The following is a 21,468-nucleotide window of genomic DNA, read 5'->3' on the forward strand; positions in this document are numbered from 1 at the left end:
TATCTTTTGAGTGTCGTAACCCAAAATTATAAACTATTGGGGCGTAATTGCCCCTTTCTTATTTTTAACATAACAATTTTCCCGGACAATAGTGAAAAAAAATGTTATCCTTCCTAAAATCGCCAGCACCTATCTCCTGCACCTTCAATGGAAGAACCCTATTTCTAAAGTGGCTATTTAAAACGATTTTATTTTTGCCAATACGGCTCCATGTACCTTGTGAATATTCATATGAATATTGAAATTTATACTGATAAAAAGAATGTTGAATCTTTATTCAGTTGCAAACTGCAATAACCATTACATGACGAATAATTCCCTTTCAATGCAGTACCGGAGGAGCAACTACATAATAAAAAAAAGAGCAACACGGGTAATTTTAACTGTCCTTTATTAATATACATCAGACAATATTTAATTATGCCTTCTTTTATCATCTAGATATTTCTTGATTGTTTTAGCATCATAACTTTTTCCTAACAGGGTTCTTCCATAATAAAATCGCTTCTTGAGGGGTTTGACCAGTTTTCAACACCAGGCGTACCCGGCCTTCTTCGTGAAAGATGAAATGAAGGGTATAATTCTGATAAACGATACCACTGCTATAATCGGTGGTAGTTATTTTGAAAAGAATACCGCTATATGATTGCTTGCTGTATTAATTGGAAGCATAAATTCGCCTACTCAAACTAGGCCAATATTTCACATATTCAATATCTATGGAATCCCCTACCTGTAGTTTAGTATCTTTTGAATCATTTTTATACGCTTCCCCATTAACATAAAAAAGGTATGAATATGAGCCTTCACGACTAACGGGGCTATTACCCCAATAATTCTTCTCATCAATAATTACAGCCCTCGCTCGCTGTGCATCATGCTTTAATAAATATCCAGTTAGCTGCCGTTTGCCAACCTTATAGAAGATATAACCAAACATTATTAAAAAAACGATAATTGTTACTATACTTTTTAATTTATTCATGGCGTTTTTACCTCCGTTTTCTATTTTATTTTATCCTTGGTCCACGGATTATCATTTCCTTGAATGTAGTTTGAAGCAACCTGCTCTCCATAATCAACAGCTGCTCCAACAATAGCTCCTATAATATTGCCCCATATCTTCCCGTCTGGATCAACCCGCTTTTGCTATCATAATTTACATTCAATTTCTGGGCGACATCGACAATCTTAAAACCAATCGCATTTAATGAGAATTCCTCTGCTTTTGAAACACTTGCATGCTGTTCGAATGTCATACTATAAGAACTTAGTGTACCGCCCTGTGACTTTGTTTTACTATCAGAAAAGGTGTTATTGTCTCCCCCTTCACCTGGATAAGAACCCCTCGCCATACCGAATGGAGTGTGTCCAACCTTAACTTCACTGGAAGCAGTTATACCCGTTAATTGCCCCTTGTCATTCTCACTGGCCTGCAAAGTGACCGTACTTGTTAACTTATTCCCGGATGGGTCTACTAACCCAAACAACGTCGGTCCGTCCCATGTCTTACCATCGATATAGCTATTGAAATTAAATGTCAAAGTCTTACCCAAATATGTTTCGTCTGTCTTCGTGGAAGCTTGAGAATTTGCGTTGTTATCCCATCTTATATTGCCACTCTTGTCCTTTACAAAATCATCAGGAGCCATCCCATCCGCATCGAGGAACCTTAAAGGGTTATCAAAAGCGCTAACTAACGGAGAAAACCGTCTCATTTTATCAGCTAATGGATCTACTGTCCACCAACGGCCAATTTGCGGGTCCTGCATCCTTGCTCCATAATCGTATAATTCCAGTCCACTGCCATCTGTAAACTCTTCACTTTGTAATTCCTTCCCATTAAACTTTAGCCTGTTCTCCGGATAACTCGCACTTTTTAGCGCTTTCGAGCTAATCCCCGCCATCGTCAACCCAAACGGATAATAATGTGTCTCCTCCAACAATGGTCCACTGGTATGGCTCACCACAAGGTTATCAAAATAAACATCCGTAGCACTCTCATTGCTGATGTTAATATATAAAAAACCCGTTTTCTTGGCTACTATTGGAGCGCTGGGCGCAAGCTGCTGCCACTGCATGGTATTCGCACCTACTTGCCGCATACCGCTATTTTCAGTGACTATATTAAACTGATCATCAAATAAAACATAATTTAAATAAGCCAGGTGGCGTGTAGATTGATTCGTCGAGTTAAATATTTATTAATTATTAAAAGTGTAATACCAATTATCATCAAACTTATTCATTCCATTTATATAAGTTTTCCAATAGGGTAAGCGCAGTTTTTTTTCAATCTGGCACATAAATCATAGTTCCGTTAAAATCTTTCAAGTATATTTTAAACCCTATACCGTCATCTGATAGATCACTTGTTATATCTCTAATATCCAACCTGTCCATCTCGGCAACTAGAATTGTTAGGGTAGCTGTTAATTCTTGGTTGTATAATTTACTACCTATTGTTGTGTCCTTTAATCCTAATATATCCGGAGTATACTCAATTCTTTCATCAGTAAGATGATATTTAGTACCATCAATTTCAAAAAAATATTTGTTTGTAATGTTGTTATTGTGAGTAGAAAAAAATAATATTCTGTCCTCTGCTTCTTACTATACTCTTAGAAGAAAACATCTTGATAATTTTTTCTTTATTATTGTATGCTTTTTGTAGTGCATTAATTTTAGATAAACAAGAATAGAGAAAAAAGACAAAACAAAGTAATATATCTCATTATATTTTAATTTTGAAGAGGCCTCCAACTACTCATACCATTCATTAGTTTTTGCATATCTTGCTTTGCAGCTTCAATGACAAGCGGACTTGTGCTATATCCATTCCATATGGCTCTTTGATCTCCAGGAGAATCCCAAAACCTGGAGTTCCATATGTACCTTGTCCAAAATTGTATAGAGAGGTTCCTTGTCTTCTGCCGTATATAATATTATTACCATGGGGCCCGATTTGTGCCACAGGATAAGATATTCCTAAATAGCACATTCCTCTACCCCATAAATAATTTCCAATATCTCCGACGTTATATGCAGTACCTCCACGTAAATGCAGAGCGGGTATTATTGATATTACTGAATGGTGCATTTTCCAGCATTGTATTACTGGTTTCAAGCACCATCCGTATGTTGCCAAGGTGATCCTTCACAAAATAATCGTATGCATATTCCGGTGCTGTGTTTAGCGTGTAAATAAGTGTTTCTACTTTGAACAACGGGGTATACAAACATATCCAAGGAATAATACGTGAAAATAAAGACTTTGAACAGGGATAACTTTATGACGACAAAAAATTTCAGGGAACAGTCTACATACAGTTACCAGACAAAGAAAGAAGTTTTATTCATAAAAAACAATTTTTACCCATAATTTGTATTTTAACATCTCCGGCGCTTATATTTTAGACATCCCATTCCTTCCCCCCCAAAAAATAGGGCCGCCCCATCCAAGGGCGGCCCAGGGCCTCTCTATATTTGATTGGTTGGCATTATCTCCGTTTTCTATATAACAACATCCACGTTGCAAAAGTGAGCATCGACACCGGTATCAGCCCGAAGAACAATATCCGCATGGTGAGAATGCCTTTATCATCACTGTCTATTACATCTTTCGGTTGCAGGGCACCCGTGTTTACCGGGAACGCTCCGTAAGAAAACCAGCGGAACAGCTCCGTGATCAGGAATTGGTTATACACAAAGGGTTGTAGGCGGCTTAGTGCTGCGGTACTCATAAAATCTGCATCCCCGGTTACGACGATGCGTTGATCTTTACCTGCCTGCTTGCGTTGCAGTGCAAGGGCCAACGCCTGATGGTTTTTGGTAACCAATAAGGGAGTGCTGTGAAACCCCTGTGGTTGCGTGTATTGCAGGGCTAATGCGCCGGGTACCGACACCAGGGCGCTATCAGCCTTGTAAGCCGCCAGTTGAGGCGACACCTCCCCTGCCTGTACGGCGAAGGTGGCGAAAAGAAAGTCTGGGGGATAATCGCGGCTGGCCTCTTGTACAGGGGCATCGCCTGGTTTTACACCAAGTGTTTGCAGTACGGGCCGCACTACATCCTGCGATCCAGGTTCTGTAACCACCAGCAGGTTGCGGCCACTGGCGATATATTGGTTTATTTTTTCCTGTACCACCGGCGGTAAGGCCGTTGTAGGATCAGCCAGTACCAGTACCGCCGTGGTAGCTGAAATGTTTTGGGCGGCCAGGTTCACCGTGTCTATGTCAAACCCTTGATTGATGAGCGCCGCCCGGTAACCGAGTTCGTTCACGAACTTGCGAAAATCTGCATCACCGGCTTTGGAGATACTTCTTTCCCCGTTGCCAGTTACAAACGTGATCACGGGTATTGAGCCGGGCGTTACGATACGTTTCAGGGCCGCCGTTGTTTCTTGTTCACTAGGATAGATCATTACGTCATCGAAATAACGGAGAAAGGTTTTCCGGTCGCCATATTGCAACTGCCGCACCAGGCGGTTTTGTTCCGGTGCCAGGTCTACCATTTTACGCACCTGTGCCGGCGGCAGTACGCGTTTAAAATCCAGGTCCTGAATGTCTGCTACTTTCCGGGCAATGGCTTCATCGCTTTGGCCCGGATAATTTTTATACAGGCTTTTATTGCCGGAAAAATCGTAATAATAGAGGTAGTCCATTTGCAGGCCGGGCATAAAGCGGCGGTAAGGAATAAATAACCTTTCGTCTTCGCTTTTCTTTTCCGGGGCACCCAGGTAGTAGTTATTATCCAGGATATTCACATACGTCGTAATCTTCAGCGGCGTTTTCATTTGCTTCACCAGGTCACGGCTCTGGGGCCCGATGGTGTGTACTTTGGAAGCCGTCATATCTACATATCCGGTGAGCTGCGGGCGGGTGCTGATGAAGGCTACTATGCAGCACCCACCTACCAGGCCCATGTAACGTAAGATGCGCTGGAAGCGCGGTTTGGCATCGCGCTGGTCTTGCAGGCGCATGGTGGTCACGCAAAGAAAAAAGCTGATCACCAGTATAAAATAGATCAGGTCTTCGGTACTGATCAGTCCAACAATCAATTGTTCCGTTCTACCGGCCAGTGATATAAAATAAGTAATATGTCGCACGGCATCATTTCCTTGAAACAGGCTGCCGATAAAGTTTAGCGCTGCCAGCACCGCCAGGGTACTAATGGCGGCCACCACCTGGTAAGTAGTGAGCGAAGACATGAACAAGCCAATGGCTGCATAGGCGCAGATCAGCAAATACAGCCCCAGTGCGCCGGAGGCCAGCAGGGTCCAGTCGATATGCGTAATGAAGAACGATCCGGAAATGCTGTACAGGCATATCACTACGAGCAACAAAGCGCCGTATCCCATCATGGCCATGTATTTTCCCAGCACGATGTCGCTCACTTTAATGGGAGAAGACAATAATAATTTGATAGAACCACTGTGTGTTTCCCGGCTGATGAGGCCCATGGTAAGTAGTGGAATATAGAGATACAAAGTGTTTTTTACGCCCGGGTAAAAACCTTGTTTGCCGGCGAATAGCATCATCGTCACATCGGAGAAGTGGTGTCCCATGCGCTGTGCCCGGCCTATCATCTGGATGTAGTGCAGAAAGTCTACACCAATCTGTATGGGAAATACGATCAATATCAGCCATGCGATGGGCGAATTAAACAGGAGGCTCAATTCCTGGCGGGCTACTCTGAAAATTACTCTCATGACTGTACGGCTGGTTTGGATTTTTTATTGGATAATTGGGCAAAAATGGCGTCCAGGGAGCTACGTTCCAGGGTAATCTCTTTTAAGCGCCAGTGCTGCCCCACGCTTAGCTCTACAATGCTTTCGGCGATGTCTATGGTGGGGTCGAAGTGCATGCGGATTATTTTATCAGTAACAAATTCCACAGAACGGATGCCGGGTATGGCTTGTAAGACTGACAGGGCAGGTGGATTTTCCAGGGTGGTCACCAGGCTGTCTGGTTCAATGTAATTATTGAACGATTCCATGGTATCCTTAAATACAATGTTACCGCCTTCAATCATAATGATGTCCTGGCAGGTGGCCTGTATTTCGGACAGGATATGGGAAGAAAAAATAACGGCACGGTCTGTAGCAATTTCTTTAATGAGTTGTCTTACTTCCAGGATCTGGTTAGGATCCAGGCCATTGGTAGGTTCGTCCAGCACAACGAGTAGGGGCTTATGTATCAATGCCTGTGCAATGCCAACGCGCTGGCGGTATCCGCCAGACAGGTTGCCGATGAGCCTTTTGCTGAAGTGGGCTACACCACATCTTTCCTTTACCTCGTCTACGGCGGCTTTAATGCGCCGCTTGTCTACCAGGCGAATGTAGGCGCAGTAAGTCAGGTATTCATCTACCGTTTGCTCCAGGTATAAGGGGGCATTTTGCGGTAAAAAGCCTATCCTTTTCTTTGCCTCCTCCGGGTTTTCCCGCATATTTATTCCCTCAATAAGCACCTTGCCTTCGGTTTGGCTCAGAACCCCACAAAGAATATTCATCGTCGTAGACTTGCCCGCACCATTGGAGCCTAGCAACCCCAGTATACCCTTCCGGTGAATATCGAAGCTAATATCTTTCACAGCCCAGTCCTTACTGTAGCGGTGGGATAAACCTTCAATTTTAACGATATGCTCTAGCATGTGCGATCAGTTAAGTCAATAGAAAAATAGTGGCGCCGCCACAAGACAACGCCACAGGTAGAATAGGGAGGAGATAGCTTATTCCGGATTCAGCGGCCAGTCTGCGTTAAACACGGTAGCACTGGGCCACAACTGGCGCACATAATTATTGCTACCAGGCGCTAACGTGTAAGTAGTTCCTTCGGCCACATGGGTATATGTTTTTTGGAAACGTGCTTCTTTATTCAATCTTTTAAGATCGATAATGCGCATGCCGGTAAAGGCCAGTTCCCTTCTTCTTTCATCCAGGACAAACTGCAATACTTTGTTGGCATCGTTGTCAAAATCTGCTGGCGTAAAGGCCTTGTAAGTAGCAGCAGCTATCCTGTTTTTCCGTAGGGTATTTATATCATTCAGGGCGGCTGTTTGATTATTACTGCGGGCATAACATTCGGCACGGGTCAGGTACATTTCCGGCACGTTGAGGTAGTTGCTGAAGTAATCGCCGCGCAGGAAAATGCGAACGCCATAACGGGTCATGTAGTTATAAGGTGGTGCTGGAGGCCAGCCGTTGGCATAGTACAGGTTCCAGCGGGCATCGTCCGATGTAAAGAGGGCGGTAAGTTCCGGGGAGGCACATACGCTCATGCCCAGGCCAAAGGGACGCAGGAAATGCCTGGCCACAATGGTTTCTGTATTCAACTGTCCATCAGGAATATTGGTCCACCCCACCGGCGAGCCAGGCACATTGGGGAAGGGACCGGGAATGATCACCTGGTATTGATTCATGTCTGCCAGTTCACTTTGCAGCGACAGGGCAAGGTCGCTGTTCTGCTGCGCAGCTACATAATCGCCCATGAACAGGTAGGTTCTGGCCAGGGCGGCATAGGCGCCGGCCTTGCAGGCCCGGAACTTGGTCAATTTATGTTTTAAGGGCAGATCCGGCAAGGCCTCATTCAGGTCGCTGATCACCTGGTCGTAGACTTCTTTTACTGTATTGCGGGTGAACTTGGCATTGATATCGGCAATCAGCGCAAGGGGTATGCCCGGTTCGGTAGCAGCGGTGGCAGCATCGTAATGCTGTGCATATACATTTACCAGTTGAAGATGCTCCATAGCCCTTCCTAACAGGGCTTCTGCACGGGCGCTCTTTTTTTCGGCTTCCGTTCCTTCGGTAGATCCCAGAATATTATTGATGATGGTATTGCAATAAAAAATGCGTTTATACCCCTCACTCCACAAATAGTCGTTAGCCCCCAGGTCGTAGGGCTGTATGTTAAAGGTGTAAATTCTTTTGCCATACACTTGTTGCACACTGTAAAGGTTTCCGGGGTTGCCTTCTGGTAGGTAAGCATCGTCAGAAAGCAGGTCCCAGAAGTAATCACCATAGTTTACCATCGTACCCGAATTGAGCATGTTCTCATAATCGGTTTCGGTGGTAGGGATGAATTTATCCTTGGGTTTTATGTCCAGGAATTTATTACAGCTAGTCAGCATCATGATGCTGCCAGCAATGATATATAAAGTAAGTTGCTTCATGTTTCCAGGTTTTAAAAAGTTACGTCTACGCCTGCCATGTAAGTAGGCATCACGGGTATAGTTCTGTTGGCATATTGCCCGGCAAAATCGTAAGCTTCCGGATCAATACCTACGTTATTCTGGTACCAATGGAAAGGATTTTTCACTTGCAGGGTAAATTTGGCAGCAGACAGCCTGGTGCCACGCATCACGGAGGCGGGCAGGCTGTAAGACAGGGAAATATCTCTTACTTTAATGTAATCTGCCTTTAATGTGTTTTTGTCGGATGCATACCAGAGCAATTGGTAGTAGAGGGCACCATTGCCTTTCAGGTCAGGGGCCGGCATAATACCAGCTTTCTTTTCATCACCAGGTTGGCGCCAAAAATTGGCTGCGCGCCGGTCTATGTTATGGGTAACGCCGCCATAGTCGAGAATGGGTACTACATCGCGCATCACATTACCGCCGTTGCCTATGAGGATAATGTTGAGCGTAAGTTGTTTCCAGTTAAAGGTGTTGGTAAGTCCAAAAGTATATGTGGGGCGCATAGTACCGCTGTACACCAGGCCATTGAAATCTGTCATACCAGATATCAGGCCGCCGGAGGCATCATAGTTTTTAACAATTTTACCTTCAGCATCATATACCAGTGGAGTACCGTTCGTCGGGTCCAGGCCTGCGTATTTAAAGTTATACATAGCATCCATAGGGCGTCCTATCCGGTTTACACCATATCCTGCTGTAATACTATTAACATCCGTGGCATCGGTATTGATCTTCGTCATTTTATTCTTATTATGACTGAAAGACAAGGTGGTGTTCCAGGAGAAATTTTTATGGCGGATGTTTACTGTATTCAAAGCCACTTCTATGCCTTTGTTATTCAGGCTGCCAAAGTTGATCAATGCCGTTGTAAACGCATTGGTAGGATCAGTTTTTTGCTGCCCCAGCAGATCGCTTGTATTGCGGATATAGTAATCTGCTGAACCAGAAATACGACCGTTGAGAAATCCGAAATCAATGCCAATATTAGTAGTGGCAGTTTTTTCCCATCTCAGTAATTTATTAGGCGGGTAAATGATATCAGTACCAGCGGCGTTGGTTTCCGGGTCAAAGCTGGCCTTGGCTTGCAAGTAGGGTCCCACCGTACGGGCCACGTTGCCACCCAGTCCATATGTGGCGCGCAGACTTAGATTACTAAGCCAGTTTACATTTTTCAAAAATTTTTCTTCCGACATTCTCCAACTGGCACCTACAGACCAAAGGGGCAGATAACGGTATTTGGGATCAGTGCCAAATAAGTTGGAATTATCTACCCGCGCACTACCCGTAAGGTTATACTTATCATTATAGGTATAGCCCACATTGCCATAGCCGGATACGTAGCGGTCTTCCCCGTAAGAAAAATTATTGTTGGTGTTATATTGCACGGAATAAGTGCCTTGCAGCGACTCTGTACCTTTTAGTGAATTGAGGGCTACTTCATCCACCGGCTGAAACTGGAGGTTGTTGTCGCTATACCCCATCCGGAATACAGACGTAGAAGATTGTGCAATGGCCCTTCTTTCCGTACCTGCCAGGGCGGTAATATGGTGTTTGCCTCCTCCGAAACTACGGTCGTAGTTTAGCTGGGCACGGACGGTATAAGATTTTGTATCGCCCCGCGTTTCATATACCTGGCCCCCATCGGGAATATTTTTAACCAGTTCTCCATTGATCAACTGGGCGGCATCGTCGATCGATTCTTTCGTGAAGTAGGAATTGGCGGAGTAATATTGTTTGTTATAATTTGTGCCGCGTTCTGTTTGATACTTTACATCCAGTGTAAGCCCGGTAATAATCCTGGCGGTAAATCCACCCTGTAGGCGGAAATAGTTGGAGGTGTTGTAAAGATCTGCCTTGTCCAGTTCTTCCAGCGGATTGTACGTTTCATCATTAAGACCAAGACTGATCAAGCGGTTTATTTCATAGGTTGATTTCAGTTTTGTAAAGGGCGCGTAGCTGCCATCGGGGTTTTTAAGCACCTCGTATGGCATATTGCGGTAGTAAGACTCCGGCGATTCGCGCAGGTAGGTAGATTTTGAAATATTGCTATAAATACCCGCTTCGGCATCCAGCCATTTAAAGACTTTCACCTGATCATGAATGCCCACGTTCACATGTTGTCCACCGGTGCGGAAGCCATCATCACGGTTGCCTGTATAATTCATCATCAGGCTGTATTGGTGAATATCATTGCCCCCGTTGGCCGAAAAACTATAACGCTGATTTACCTGGTTACGCATGTAAAGTTTTTCCAACTGACTTTGACCGTTGGCACTGCGCAGGCTATTGAGGGTGCTGTCCAGCGTACTTTGGCTGATAAGGCCTTGTTCATGGTCATACAAAGCGGTGGTGGCTTTTGGCACACCGCTGCGGTATAAATTGCTATAGGGCTGGTGCCACATATTAAATAGTTCCGTTTCCAGGTCCACCATCTGATTAGAATTGAGCAGGTTCATATAACCTGCGTCGGGGATAGGGGTAATGAAAACCGAACTATTGAAATTAATGCGTGGCTTATGGTTATTGCCTTGACGGGTGGTGATGGAAATTACGCCGTTAGCAGCGCGGGTGCCATAAATGGAGGAGGCCGCGGCGTCTTTCAACACCGTTACATTTATCACATCGGAAGGATTAATAAAATCCAGGTCGCCCTCGTAAGGAAATCCATCCACCACATAGAGGGGCGATTGGGTACCATACAGTGTGGCAATGCCGCGGATATTGACACTGCCATTGCTCATGAAAAGCCCTGGCACCGTTCCTTCCAGCCGGTCCATGATGCTGGTTTCCATCCGTGCGCTCAGCGCTTTCTCGGTAATAATGCCGAAGGAGCCGGTAGCGCGTTCTTTGGGGATAGACTGATAACCGGTATTGGCCGTAACACTCAGTCCATCCAGGCTGGAAGTAGCCCCAGATAAGACCACATTACCGAGGTTGCCAGATTGCAACATGGCGGGAGTAATAACTATTTCCTTGGTTTTGTAACCAATAAAGCTGATGTGAATCACCATGCCTTCATGAACGGATAAGGTAAAGTTTCCCGTTGCATTGGTGATGGTGGATTGTTGGCTGCCCACTACCATAATTGTAGCGCCAATGAGGGGAATGCCAGTGCTATCAGTTACATGGCCGGTAACGGGTCCGTTTGCCGGCGGCGCTTCCTCCGTGGGGGCCAGCGGGGCCGTTTTACTATATAACATAATTGTGTTACCAGCAATCTTGTAACTAATAGGCTGGTCTTTCAGCAACAAATCCAGGAAGCCCGTGAGCGGCATGTTCTGTACGGATACAGATACTGCGCCGGCTTGTTTTAGTAACGTTGATTTGCCCCATACTACAAAACCCGTTTGCTGCTTAATGGCAGCAAATACCTTTTCCATGGGCACGGCCCGTCCGGAGAAAGTAATGGATTGCGAAAAAGAAGCGGCGGAAACATGCAGACAAATGGCAAGCAGTAGTGCGGTTGTAAATCTCATAATCCGGAGCATTTTGGTGGGGAGCCGGCATGGCACATCCCAACGGCTCCAATAAGCAGTTTTTTGCATAGATTTGCAATGTTTGGTTGTAAAAATGGGAGGTCTCTAACCCGGTTTCAATCAGCCAGGCAACCTTTGAGTTATCAAAGGTTTAGGGGAAGTGTTAGCCGCACTTCCTTTTTTTTGCCGGTCGATATCTGCCTTTATTTATTATTTGTTTGGTATAGCGAAATAGATGTTTGGTGTCATAAAAATAATTTATACAATCAGGGCATTACTACCAGGCGGCGCCCGGTTTCCAGCCGGAAATGCACGTCCGATCTTTCCAGGCCGGTGAGTACATCCGATAGTTGCAGGTTGCGGCTCATTTCCCCGAAAAATTTCACTTCCGGCACTTCGCCTTCATATACTACTTCCAGGTTATACCAACGTTCCAACTGCCGCATCATTTCTTTTAATCCCACATCGTCAAAATTAAACAGCCCGCTTTTCCAGGCCACCGCCCGCTCTACATTGGCCTCCTCCAGTAATTTTAATGCATTACCGGCCAACTGGGCCTGCTGGTTGGGTTTCAGGATCACCTTATGCCCCGGATCACTGGTGAGGGATACCCGCACGGCTCCATCTATCAATGTAGTATAACTATTTTTTTCATTGGCATAGGCGCTCACATTAAAGCTAGTACCCAGCACTTCCACTTCCATTTGTTTATTCACCTTTACTTTAAAAGGTTTCGCGGCATTTTTCGTTACTTCAAAATACCCTTCCCCGGTGAGATTCACCACCCGCTCTCCTCCACCAAAGGCCACTGGAAATTGCAGGGAACTGGCGGCATTGAGCCATACCTTACTGCCATCTGGCAACACCATGGCATATTGCCGTCCTTTGGGCGTAGTAATGGTATTGTATTCCATACGATCCGCCGTAGCGGTTCCTGGCAGGTATTGCAAGGTATCATGTTGCAGCACCAGGCTGGTTCCATTTTGCTGGGTAATTACGCCATTGCCAAGGCTATCCAGTGTGATCTGCGACCCATTTGCCAGGGTAAGTACTGCTCCATTATGGCCCGGGGCTACGTCCGGCAATTTTGTGACCGCTACCACAGGTGCCAGCCCATGCCGGTGAACACGTTGAAGCATCCAGGTGCCCGCGCCCAGCAGTAATAATAAGGCGGCGGCCCATCCGGCCCGGCGCAGGAAAGGCCTGTTGCGCAGGGGTATTATGCGGGTGGCCGGCAGCTTGTCGGCCATTAAAATCTGGTCGGCCACCTGCATCCACTGCTCAGCATCGTACGCAGGCAATGCCGGGTCTTGCTGCGCCAGTAACCGGGCTTCTGCCTGGTCTATCAAAGCGCTGCCTGGGTCTGCCTTTATGAGATGGCTCAGTTCCTGCAACTCTTCTTCCGAAGCAGTATGGGTGGCCAGGCGGTCCAGTAAATATTGTAAACGGGTATTTTGTTCCATTTAATGTCTGGTGATACAGGTAAACGAATACGGTGTATACCCTTTCCTTTTATATCAGACAACTGAGCGGGAAAATGGTACCGAAAAAAGTAAAGATTATTTTTTCGTTAAAGGAGTAAGTCGATCAGCAAGGCCAGCAGCAGCGGGTAGCCGGCATGTTGCAGGGAAAGCCGGATATTTTTAAGGGCCATGACCAGCAGGTTCTTCACAGTACTCACGGCCAGGTTCATCTCCCCGGCAATGTCGGTGGCGCTAAGTCCCTGCTCCCGGCTCAGGCGGTAAATTATCCGTTGTTTCTCCGGCAGTTGCTGCACGGCAGCGTTCAAAAAACCAAGTAGCTGGCGAAAGTCGGTTAGCTCGCCGGCAGACAGTCCTTTGGCGGCCAATTCGGCCTGATACTCTACTTTGTCCATCACTTTATCCCGGATGGCTTGCCGGCGCACATAATTTACGGAAAGGAAGAAGCAGATTTTTTTTATCCAGGCCCCGGGATGTTGAAGTTCGGAAAGCTGGTCGCGGTTGATCCATATTTTTAAAAAAGTATCCTGCACGATGTCGTCTGCTACGGCCACCGATCCGGTAATGCGCGCCGCCATGGCCTGGAAGCGCGGGGCAAACAGTTCAAACAGGCTCCGGAAAGCGGCTTCATCTCCAGCGGCCACGCGCCTAAAAAGATCAGGAGCCTCCATAAAATGACCGACACTCAATTATCATAAATTATAAATGAATAGATGCATATACGACGGGGAAACGCCCATCGTTACCCTGGTTATTGGTTGATATTAATCACACGTTAGTTTGCCAATCCTCCGTATTCGTAGTGTATAAAAGTCTGAACAAGTTATAATAATAATGAGAATATTTTCCAGCGAATGCGGAAATACGGACGCAGGGCTGTTATGGCGGCGCCGTACCAAACGCATAAGGCAACGGTTTAGGAGAACAATATAATAAAAAAGCCCGGTGACCTACGTTCGTATATAATCGAGCAACGCCAGCGCCGCATTATTCCCTTGATAAAACGCTTCTTCAAAAATAGAAATGCCACTCAGGTCAGAATGGGCGAAGAAAACATTTGGATAACCACTCCGGCGCGCCGCGGCAATGGCATCGCTGGTAATAAAACCGGTGTGGGGCCGGATCATACCGTGCCCCCATACCCACACATCGATAGTACGCAACTGTGCATGAATACCAGGATGTACGGTTTCCAGATCGTCTGTGATCAGTTTTACCCAATGGGCATGAGACAGGCCCAGTGCATACCGCCGGGAGTCTGCCGGCGATAAATGATCCAAGGGCAGGTAATAGGTGAGCACCTGCTTCTCCGGCGCTTCCTGCGTAATGCTTTGCTGCTGGGCGTTTACATATCCCAGCGATCGGCTGTTGTACATCACATTATCCCAGCAAAGTGGGTAGCCGCGGGATTCCGGCAGTTTGTCCAGCGTCAGGTTGGCAACTAACCACGGCGAGTACACGAACTGATGGTCGTATTGCCCGGCGGGCAGCAAACGCTGGGTAACAAATTGCGGGGTGGCCATTATACAAGCCTTCGCCACTATACGTTTCGTGGTACCGGTGGCCACCTCAAAATAATCCACCTGCACTTCGCGGCCCTGCGGTGTCACTTTATATGCCAGGCCATTGGTTTGAAGGTTGTTATTGCTGAACTGTTGTAAATGCTGCACCAGCCGGCCATTTCCCTGTGGCCAGGTTAATACTGCCGCGCTATCCGCGTTGGCAGATTTGCCCTTACGGCTGGCGAAATAATGCAGGCCTGCCCAGGCGCTCACCACGGGAATACCCGCTCCAAAGTCGTCCCGGCAACAATAGTCCAGGTACCAGTATAACTCTTCGGAACGATAACCCTGTTGTTGCAGGTAATCTTTCATACACAAGTTATCCAGTTGCAGGTAGGCCGCATCCCGGGAGCTGCGGGCCATGGGAATATCAAACGCGTACAAACCATCACTCCCCCGCTGCCACCGCAATTTTTCCATATCGGCAAAAAAGCGTTTGAACTCCGCGAGTGCCGCCTCGCCCACGCCGAACTGCGGCACCAGCCCTTCCTGCCACCGGTTGTGAATGAACAGGCGTTCCTGCGGATCATAACACAGATCCGTTTCATTATACATGGGCAGGCAATCGGCGGTATAACCGGTGAGGATACCTGCTTCCTGTAGAAGGTCCAGCAGTGGCTGGTTTTCGAGGTTCGGCAACGGCAGGTAGTGCGCGCCCAATGGGTAAGCGGAAAAAGCGTTCCGGCCAAAACCGGCATTACCACCGGCGTGCTGCTCCAGTTCCAATATCTTATAGTTATGGCATCCGTTGTGGTGCAACATACGGGCCGCGGAAAGGCCTGCCACGCCGCTGCCAATGATCACCGCATCCACCGTTTCCGTATGCATAGGCGCCGCAAATCCCCCTTCCCGTATTTTGTGGCCAACAGCAGCGGAGGCCCCGTAAATGCGGCCCTGGATATGCCCGTATTGATCTTTTTTTGCTTCACAGGCAACAAACTGCGGCAATGTTACACCCGCCCCTGCGATAAGGGCCATGTACCGCAAAAAGTCTTTGCGGGTAAGCGGTTTATTCCTGGTATTTTCCCCATTCATCTTCAAAGTATTGCACCAGCACCTGGTTGTTTAAGTGATTGGCCAGCACCGGGCGTTTGGCCATATCGGCGGTAAACTGGCACATTTGCGGGAATACATCGGCGGCAAAATAGCGCAACCCGGCGGGTAACGAATGATGGTGGCCCACCAGCCCTGTTGGCGATGCCATGACATAACCCCATTCGCCAAACGAAGGCACATAAGTATGATAGGCCTGTGTGTGATACCCACAGTCATGTAACGTTGCATCCACACACCAGAAAGCCTTCGGGGCCACAAAAGGTGAAGTGGACTGCACCACGATCACGCTGCTATCGGTCAGTGAATGGCGTAGCTGGCGATAAAAAGCAGTGGTATATAATTTACCAACGGCATAATTACCAGGATCGGGGAAGTCCACGAAAGCCACATCATACAGGGTTTTATTGGTCTTTAACCACTGGAAGGCATCTGCATTGATCACCTGTAGTTTGGGCGATTGAAGCGAATGATGATTCAGTTCCGCCAGCATGGAACTTTGGCGGAAGAGGCGAGTCATGCTGGGGTCAAGGTCCACCAGCGTAATAATTTCCACATCCGGATATTTCAGGATCTCGCGGGCGGCCATGCCATCCCCTCCTCCCAGGATTAATACACGGGTATGTTCCGGGCTGTACATCATAGCCGGATGCACCAGTGCTTCGTGATAACGGTATTCATCCACGGAGCTGAACTGCAGGTTGCCATTGAGGTACAGGCGCAGATCCAGCTTACTGCGGGTGATGACGATCCGCTGGTAAGGCGATGAATGGGAAAAGATCACCGGGTCGCGAAACGCTTCGCTTTCCGAGAAGGTCATGATCTTATCTGCCCACCAGAAAATGCCGGTCAGTAACACGATCACACCTACCGCCTTGAATTGCAGATAACGCGCCCATTTCACTTCCTCCCTGAATTTCACACATACCACGATCGCAACCACCACATTTAAAATACCGAAGAAACAGGAAGTGCGGATCAGCCCAAAGTAAGGCACCAGCAGCAGTGGGAACACAATAGAGGCCAGCAGTGCGCCAATATAATCAAAGGTAAATACCCGTGATACCAGGTCGCGAAAGGCATACCGGTTCTTTAATATATTCATCAGCAGGGGCAACTCCAGGCCCACCAAAATACCCGTAAGCCCTACCAGTAAATACAACACTAGGCGGAAAGACGCCGCATGTTCAAACACCAGGAAAAGCACGGCGGAGCTAATGCCGCCGATGAGCCCTACCAATATTTCCAGTTGAATAAACCAACTGAGTAATTCCCTCCTGAAAAAACGCGAAAGATAGGCGCCAATGCCCATCGAAAACAAATAAGCCCCGATGATGGTGGAAAACTGGGTAATGGAATCACCTAGCAGGTAACTGGCCAATGTACCCGCCACCAGTTCATAAATGAGCCCGCAGGTGGCAATGATAAAAACAGACAATAACAACAAAAACTCCAATGGCCGCACCATTTTAATCATCTCAGGAAATTATTTATGATAAAAATGATTCACGCCATGATTACCGTTGCGTGGGCCGCTGCCTGGCTGCCACTTTTCGGTGGTAGCGCAATTGCAGATGCGATACCCGTAATAATTGCTAAGCAACAGTATGACCGTAAATAAACCTACAACAACGACAATTATTTTGTCCTTCTGCCAAAGATCCTTTGCGAACTTAATAAGACGCGCTTTTACTGCAGGTATTTTTGAGAATATATCCAGTTCCATGTTATTCCCACCGTTTTTGTTCAAAAAAATAATTTCCTGCATACAACCCAACGGTGACCAGTGCCAGCACAATGCAGAGCAGCACGGCATTCCAACTGCTTGGCACGTCCCAGTCTACCTCCAGGCCAATATTCACCGCTGGTCCGGTGGGCTCCTTGTAAGGTGTTACCACGAAATGATACTGTCCTGGCGCCACACTGCACAGGAAAGCCTTTTCATGGGTACCTCCTTCCGACCAGCGCTCGCCTTCATCTATCCCTGAATAAAACTCGGTGCCAATGGCCAGGTCCACTTCCTTTCCCGTTTTTTCATTTACCAGGTCCAGGTCTGCTTCGCACCAGCTATTACTGACATCACTCGTCATATCCACTTCCATATTCGACATACGGTTGGGCAGGGTAAATGATTTGGACACACGTGGCACATTAATGGTACCCGAGTCGATCACGATACGATCAAAAAACACCGGTGTGTACTGCCGGCTGCTGTTATAACTATATTGAATGCCGAGGGCCAGCAGGCAAAAGATCAGCGCGCCAATGATAAACCGGTCCGCTTGCAGGTTAAAGTAAAAAGGCTGTGCAGCGCCAATACCGGTACGGCGTGGCAAACGCGCGCCATTCCGGAAGGCCTTGCTCACTTCCCCCCGCAGGACATACGGACCATAAAATGCCGATACGCCCACATCAGCATCATATTCCAACGCTATCATCAGCGGCGGCGCAATGAATTCAATACAACGCGGGCCGGCCTTCAGGTTGGCTTTCCAATGAAGCTCCCCACTAAAATAATTATATACCGCCCGGTAGTCATGAAATTTTTCAAACAGCCTGTCATCGTAGGTCAGTTGTGTTTTATCCCGCGTATCCCAGGCATTCAGCAACGGATCGTTTTCTATTTCATCCAGCAACATCCAGTGTCCGTTATACACGGATAGGTAAGCGGCTCCGCCATCTTCCTCCCTGCGCAAGGTGTATTCATTCCAGTTGAACGCAGTACCCACTTCATGCCGTTCGGCAAAGGCGATCACCTGGTAACGTTTACCACGCAGTATTCCGCTGGCGCCCAGCGGGATCTGCTGTTCCGTAGTTTTGCGGCCTGGCAGGTCGCCGGATTTTACAAATCCATGCGGCGTAGGGTCCAGCACCGACTGGCAATTGCCGCATACGTACATGACTGTCTGACCAGGATCGTACAATACCTGTGCAGTATGGCAGTGAGGACAAATAAAATGCTGTGATATAGGTGTACTCATTATACAATTACAAGTTAAGGGTATTTATCGCCGCAGGCTTTGCGACTCATGACGGGTGGCTGCAAAGAAAACGTGGATGTGCTGCATAATGCCTTCCACGGTGGCATCATTATCCTGGCGGAAATTGGAGAGGAATACATCGCAGGTACATAACCCGTACTCCGGCCAGGTATGCACGGAGATGTGCGATTCGGTGAGGCAGTGCACGGCCGTAAATCCCCCGTTTGGGAAATCATGTATGCACTGGCCCACCTCGGTGAGCCCGAAAAGTTTCACTTGTTCGTTTATAAAAACGCGCCAACCGGCGCTATGCTGCAGTAAGTCGTGGCGGTGAGTGTATAGGGTAGTTAACAAATGCAGTCCGGGCGTATATTCCATAGCTATCAGGTAAATTCAGTCAGAAAGATAAAAATTTTTTCAAATAAACCACCATAACAACTATCGCGGCTGGGGAAACCCTTGCCCCCCCGTACAACCCGACCGATATGCAGCGCAATGCCTGGCGCACATTTATCGCTTCCTGAAATCGGAGGGCCTTGATTGGGTGAACTCAAAAAATGCATTGCTAAATGCCCCCAGGTTGTTGTATCCCACAGCAAAAGCAATATCACTGATAGACCGCTTCGTTTTTACGATCATCTCTATGGCTTTGATCATGCGCAGCGTTTTCAGGTATTGTAAAAACGAGATTTGCAACGTAGCACGGAACAAGCGCGACAAAGACCTTTCGCTCTTATTAAAATGCTGGCCCACTTGAGGCAACGTCAAAGGCTCTCCTATATTCCGTTCCAGGTAGCGGATGATCTTTTGCATTTCATCGTTTTCCGTAACCGGCAGTACAATGGGCAAAGCCTCGTTATTCAGTTCCGGCAGCAATTGTTTTAATGCCACCAGGAACTCGAAATTATAGTCGTGCCGGTCTACATGCCGCCCATCCCAGCGTTCGGTGTGATTAATCATCTGGATCAGCAATTCGCTGGCGGGGTATATGCCCAGGCGGGTATAGAACGCATTTGCAGGATCGTCATGGGCATAAAAGTACAGGGAACGCAGTACCGTGGCGGTATTGCCAATACGCAGCACATGCGGAATGCCCTGTGGTATCCAGAAATAATGCCGGGCAGGCACCACGTAAGTACGCCCCTCAATGGTAATATAGGCAATGCCGCCCTCCACATAACTAAGCTGCCCTTTATTGTGGCTGTGCAGGGGAATAAGCTTTTCTGACTTCTCATGCATCACAAACACAGAAGCCGCGCGCTTATTTATTTCCGGTAATGAAGCAATCAGTCCCATGTATCAAAAATAAGCGTTTGGCCGGAATTAATAAATAATTGTCTGTTTATATAAAATGATTCCCCCCTGGTAAGGGTATCTTTGCATGCACAATTACGAAAATGAGATACAATACCATTGCCCTATCCATCTTATGCATATGGATGAGCAACCAGAGCAGCGCCGCCCCCTTGGCACACGATAGTCTTGTTCACCTCTCCCTGCAAGACGTCTGGGAAAAAGCAGCCTTGCACAGCCGCGCGGTAGCCCTGAAAAATAAACAGGTGGATATCAGCGAAGAAGCGGTAAAAGACGCAAAAGCCGAACGTTTCCCAGAGGTAAACGTAGCAGGAAATTATGAAAAGGCCACTAACATCCCGGTGTACGACAACGGTCTTTTTAACACCCCCACCCAGCACGATGTTATTCATACCCTTTATAAGGTGGGAGCAGACTTCTACCTGAACCTGTATAACGGGAACAAGCTGAACCTGCAAATTGCTACCGAAAAAATAGCCCGGCAGGTGGCCGGCATACAGCAGGCCCAAACCATGTCGGACGTACGGTATGCCACTGCGGTGGCTTACCTGGAACTGCAAAAGGCCATTGTTTTTAAACAACTGGTGACCAGCGACATTGGCAGCCAGGAAAAACAACTGGCCGAAATTAAAGAAAACTACCGGGCAGGCGTAGTGCTTAAAAGCGATGTGTTGCGGGTAGAACTGGACCTTTCCCGTCGCAGGCTGCTGCTGGTGCAGATCAACAATGACATCCTGATCGCCAACCAAAAACTCAACATCCTTATTGGTGACGACGACAACCAGCGCATTGCGCCGGATGCCATAGCCGATTCTACCTTCGCTACCGGCACTTACGACGATTACCTGAACATTGCCATGGCGCATTCCTTTGCTTATCATTTATCCGAAAAGGAAACAGCTCTGCGGACTTTGCAGCTAAAACAAGCCAAGGCCAATGTAAGCCCGAAGATTGGCCTTTACGGCGACTTCTATTATGCCAATCCGCAAATTTTCTTATACCCGTATAATCCCCACCTGTATTCGCTGGGTGTTACCGGTGTAAAGGCTTCTTTTCCCATTTCCTCGCTCTACCATAACCCGCATAAAGTAAAAGCGGCCAACCTGGAACTTGAAAAAGAAGAAATAGCCCACCAAGATGTAGCCGACCAGGTAAGGCAACAGGTAAAAGAAGCCTACCTGCGCTACCAGGAGGCACTAGTACAAATACAAGTGGCCAAATCCAACATTGAGCAGGCGACGGAAAATGCGCGCATCATTAAAAACACCTACTTCAACCAAACCTCCCTGGTCACCGACCTGCTGGACGCAGACGTACAGTTGCTGCAAACTAAATTTGAACTGGTAGCGGCCCGCATAACGGCACAGCATAAATATTATCTTCTTCAAAACGTAACCGGCACCCTTTAAT

15 protein-coding genes are annotated in these 21,468 nt (G+C 47.3%); 1 reads left to right on the forward strand and 14 read right to left on the reverse strand.

Features of this window, described 5'->3' with window-relative positions; translation table 11 throughout:
- Nucleotides 1–658: 658 nt before the first annotated feature.
- The 14 genes from GA0116948_RS13835 to GA0116948_RS13905 all read right to left on the reverse strand — a co-directional run bounded on the left by GA0116948_RS13835 (nt 659) and on the right by GA0116948_RS13905 (nt 20,040).
- Entirely contained in the window at nt 659–985 is a 327-nt protein-coding gene (locus GA0116948_RS13835) for a hypothetical protein (protein WP_123891832.1), read from the reverse strand.
- A 118-nt stretch (nt 986–1,103) separates the two neighbouring features.
- The gene (locus GA0116948_RS13840) at nt 1,104–2,105 is read right to left on the reverse strand and encodes an RHS repeat domain-containing protein (protein ID WP_089713255.1); all 1,002 of its coding nucleotides are present in this window, start codon (nt 2,103–2,105) and stop codon (nt 1,104–1,106) included.
- A 1,395-nt stretch (nt 2,106–3,500) separates the two neighbouring features.
- Entirely contained in the window at nt 3,501–5,708 is a 2,208-nt protein-coding gene (locus tag GA0116948_RS13850) for a Gldg family protein (RefSeq protein WP_089713260.1), read from the reverse strand.
- Nucleotides 5,705–6,649 carry an ABC transporter ATP-binding protein gene (locus tag GA0116948_RS13855; protein ID WP_089713262.1) on the reverse strand — a complete coding sequence of 315 codons (945 nt, stop codon included), beginning with the start codon at nt 6,647–6,649 and terminating at the stop codon, nt 5,705–5,707. The genes GA0116948_RS13850 and GA0116948_RS13855 overlap by 4 nt, the downstream gene beginning before the upstream one ends.
- A 78-nt stretch (nt 6,650–6,727) precedes the next feature.
- A complete protein-coding gene (locus GA0116948_RS13860; protein ID WP_089713264.1) occupies nt 6,728–8,167 on the reverse strand; it encodes a RagB/SusD family nutrient uptake outer membrane protein in 1,440 nt (479 codons plus the stop codon).
- Nucleotides 8,168–8,178: 11 nt separating this feature from the next.
- Entirely contained in the window at nt 8,179–11,667 is a 3,489-nt protein-coding gene (locus GA0116948_RS13865; protein WP_165798500.1) for a SusC/RagA family TonB-linked outer membrane protein, read from the reverse strand.
- 266 nt (nt 11,668–11,933) lie between these two features.
- Nucleotides 11,934–13,130, reverse strand: coding sequence for a FecR family protein (locus GA0116948_RS13870; protein WP_089713268.1), 1,197 nt, complete (start codon nt 13,128–13,130; stop codon nt 11,934–11,936).
- Nucleotides 13,131–13,237: 107 nt separating this feature from the next.
- Complete coding sequence (locus GA0116948_RS13875) at nt 13,238–13,837, reverse strand: RNA polymerase sigma factor (protein WP_123891831.1); 600 nt, start codon at nt 13,835–13,837, stop codon at nt 13,238–13,240.
- A 261-nt stretch (nt 13,838–14,098) separates the two neighbouring features.
- Nucleotides 14,099–15,745: an FAD-dependent oxidoreductase gene (locus GA0116948_RS13880; protein WP_089713272.1), complete on the reverse strand. Its 1,647-nt coding sequence runs from the start codon at nt 15,743–15,745 to the stop codon at nt 14,099–14,101.
- Entirely contained in the window at nt 15,720–17,240 is a 1,521-nt protein-coding gene (locus GA0116948_RS13885; RefSeq protein WP_089713274.1) for a polyamine aminopropyltransferase, read from the reverse strand. Before GA0116948_RS13885 ends, GA0116948_RS13880 begins: the two co-directional genes overlap by 26 nt.
- Before the next feature lie 9 nt (nt 17,241–17,249).
- Nucleotides 17,250–17,489 (reverse strand): hypothetical protein, encoded by a 240-nt coding sequence (locus GA0116948_RS13890; RefSeq protein ID WP_089713275.1) that lies wholly within the window; start codon nt 17,487–17,489, stop codon nt 17,250–17,252.
- A 1-nt stretch (nt 17,490) separates the two neighbouring features.
- Nucleotides 17,491–18,744, reverse strand: coding sequence for a DUF4178 domain-containing protein (locus GA0116948_RS13895; RefSeq protein ID WP_089713277.1), 1,254 nt, complete (start codon nt 18,742–18,744; stop codon nt 17,491–17,493).
- 24 nt (nt 18,745–18,768) lie between these two features.
- On the reverse strand, nt 18,769–19,122 hold the full coding sequence (locus GA0116948_RS13900) for an S-adenosylmethionine decarboxylase family protein (protein WP_089713279.1): 354 nt from the start codon (nt 19,120–19,122) through the stop codon (nt 18,769–18,771).
- Between the two features lie 132 nt (nt 19,123–19,254).
- On the reverse strand, nt 19,255–20,040 hold the full coding sequence (locus GA0116948_RS13905; RefSeq protein ID WP_089713281.1) for a helix-turn-helix domain-containing protein: 786 nt from the start codon (nt 20,038–20,040) through the stop codon (nt 19,255–19,257).
- A 101-nt stretch (nt 20,041–20,141) separates the two neighbouring features.
- Between GA0116948_RS13905 and GA0116948_RS13910 the strand changes: the two genes are divergently transcribed.
- Nucleotides 20,142–21,467, forward strand: a complete 1,326-nt coding sequence (locus tag GA0116948_RS13910) for a TolC family protein (RefSeq protein WP_089713283.1) — start codon at nt 20,142–20,144, stop codon at nt 21,465–21,467.
- Nucleotide 21,468 lies beyond the last annotated feature (1 nt).

The organism is Chitinophaga costaii (genome assembly GCF_900094705.1).
GTDB classification, from domain to species: domain Bacteria; phylum Bacteroidota; class Bacteroidia; order Chitinophagales; family Chitinophagaceae; genus Chitinophaga; species Chitinophaga costaii.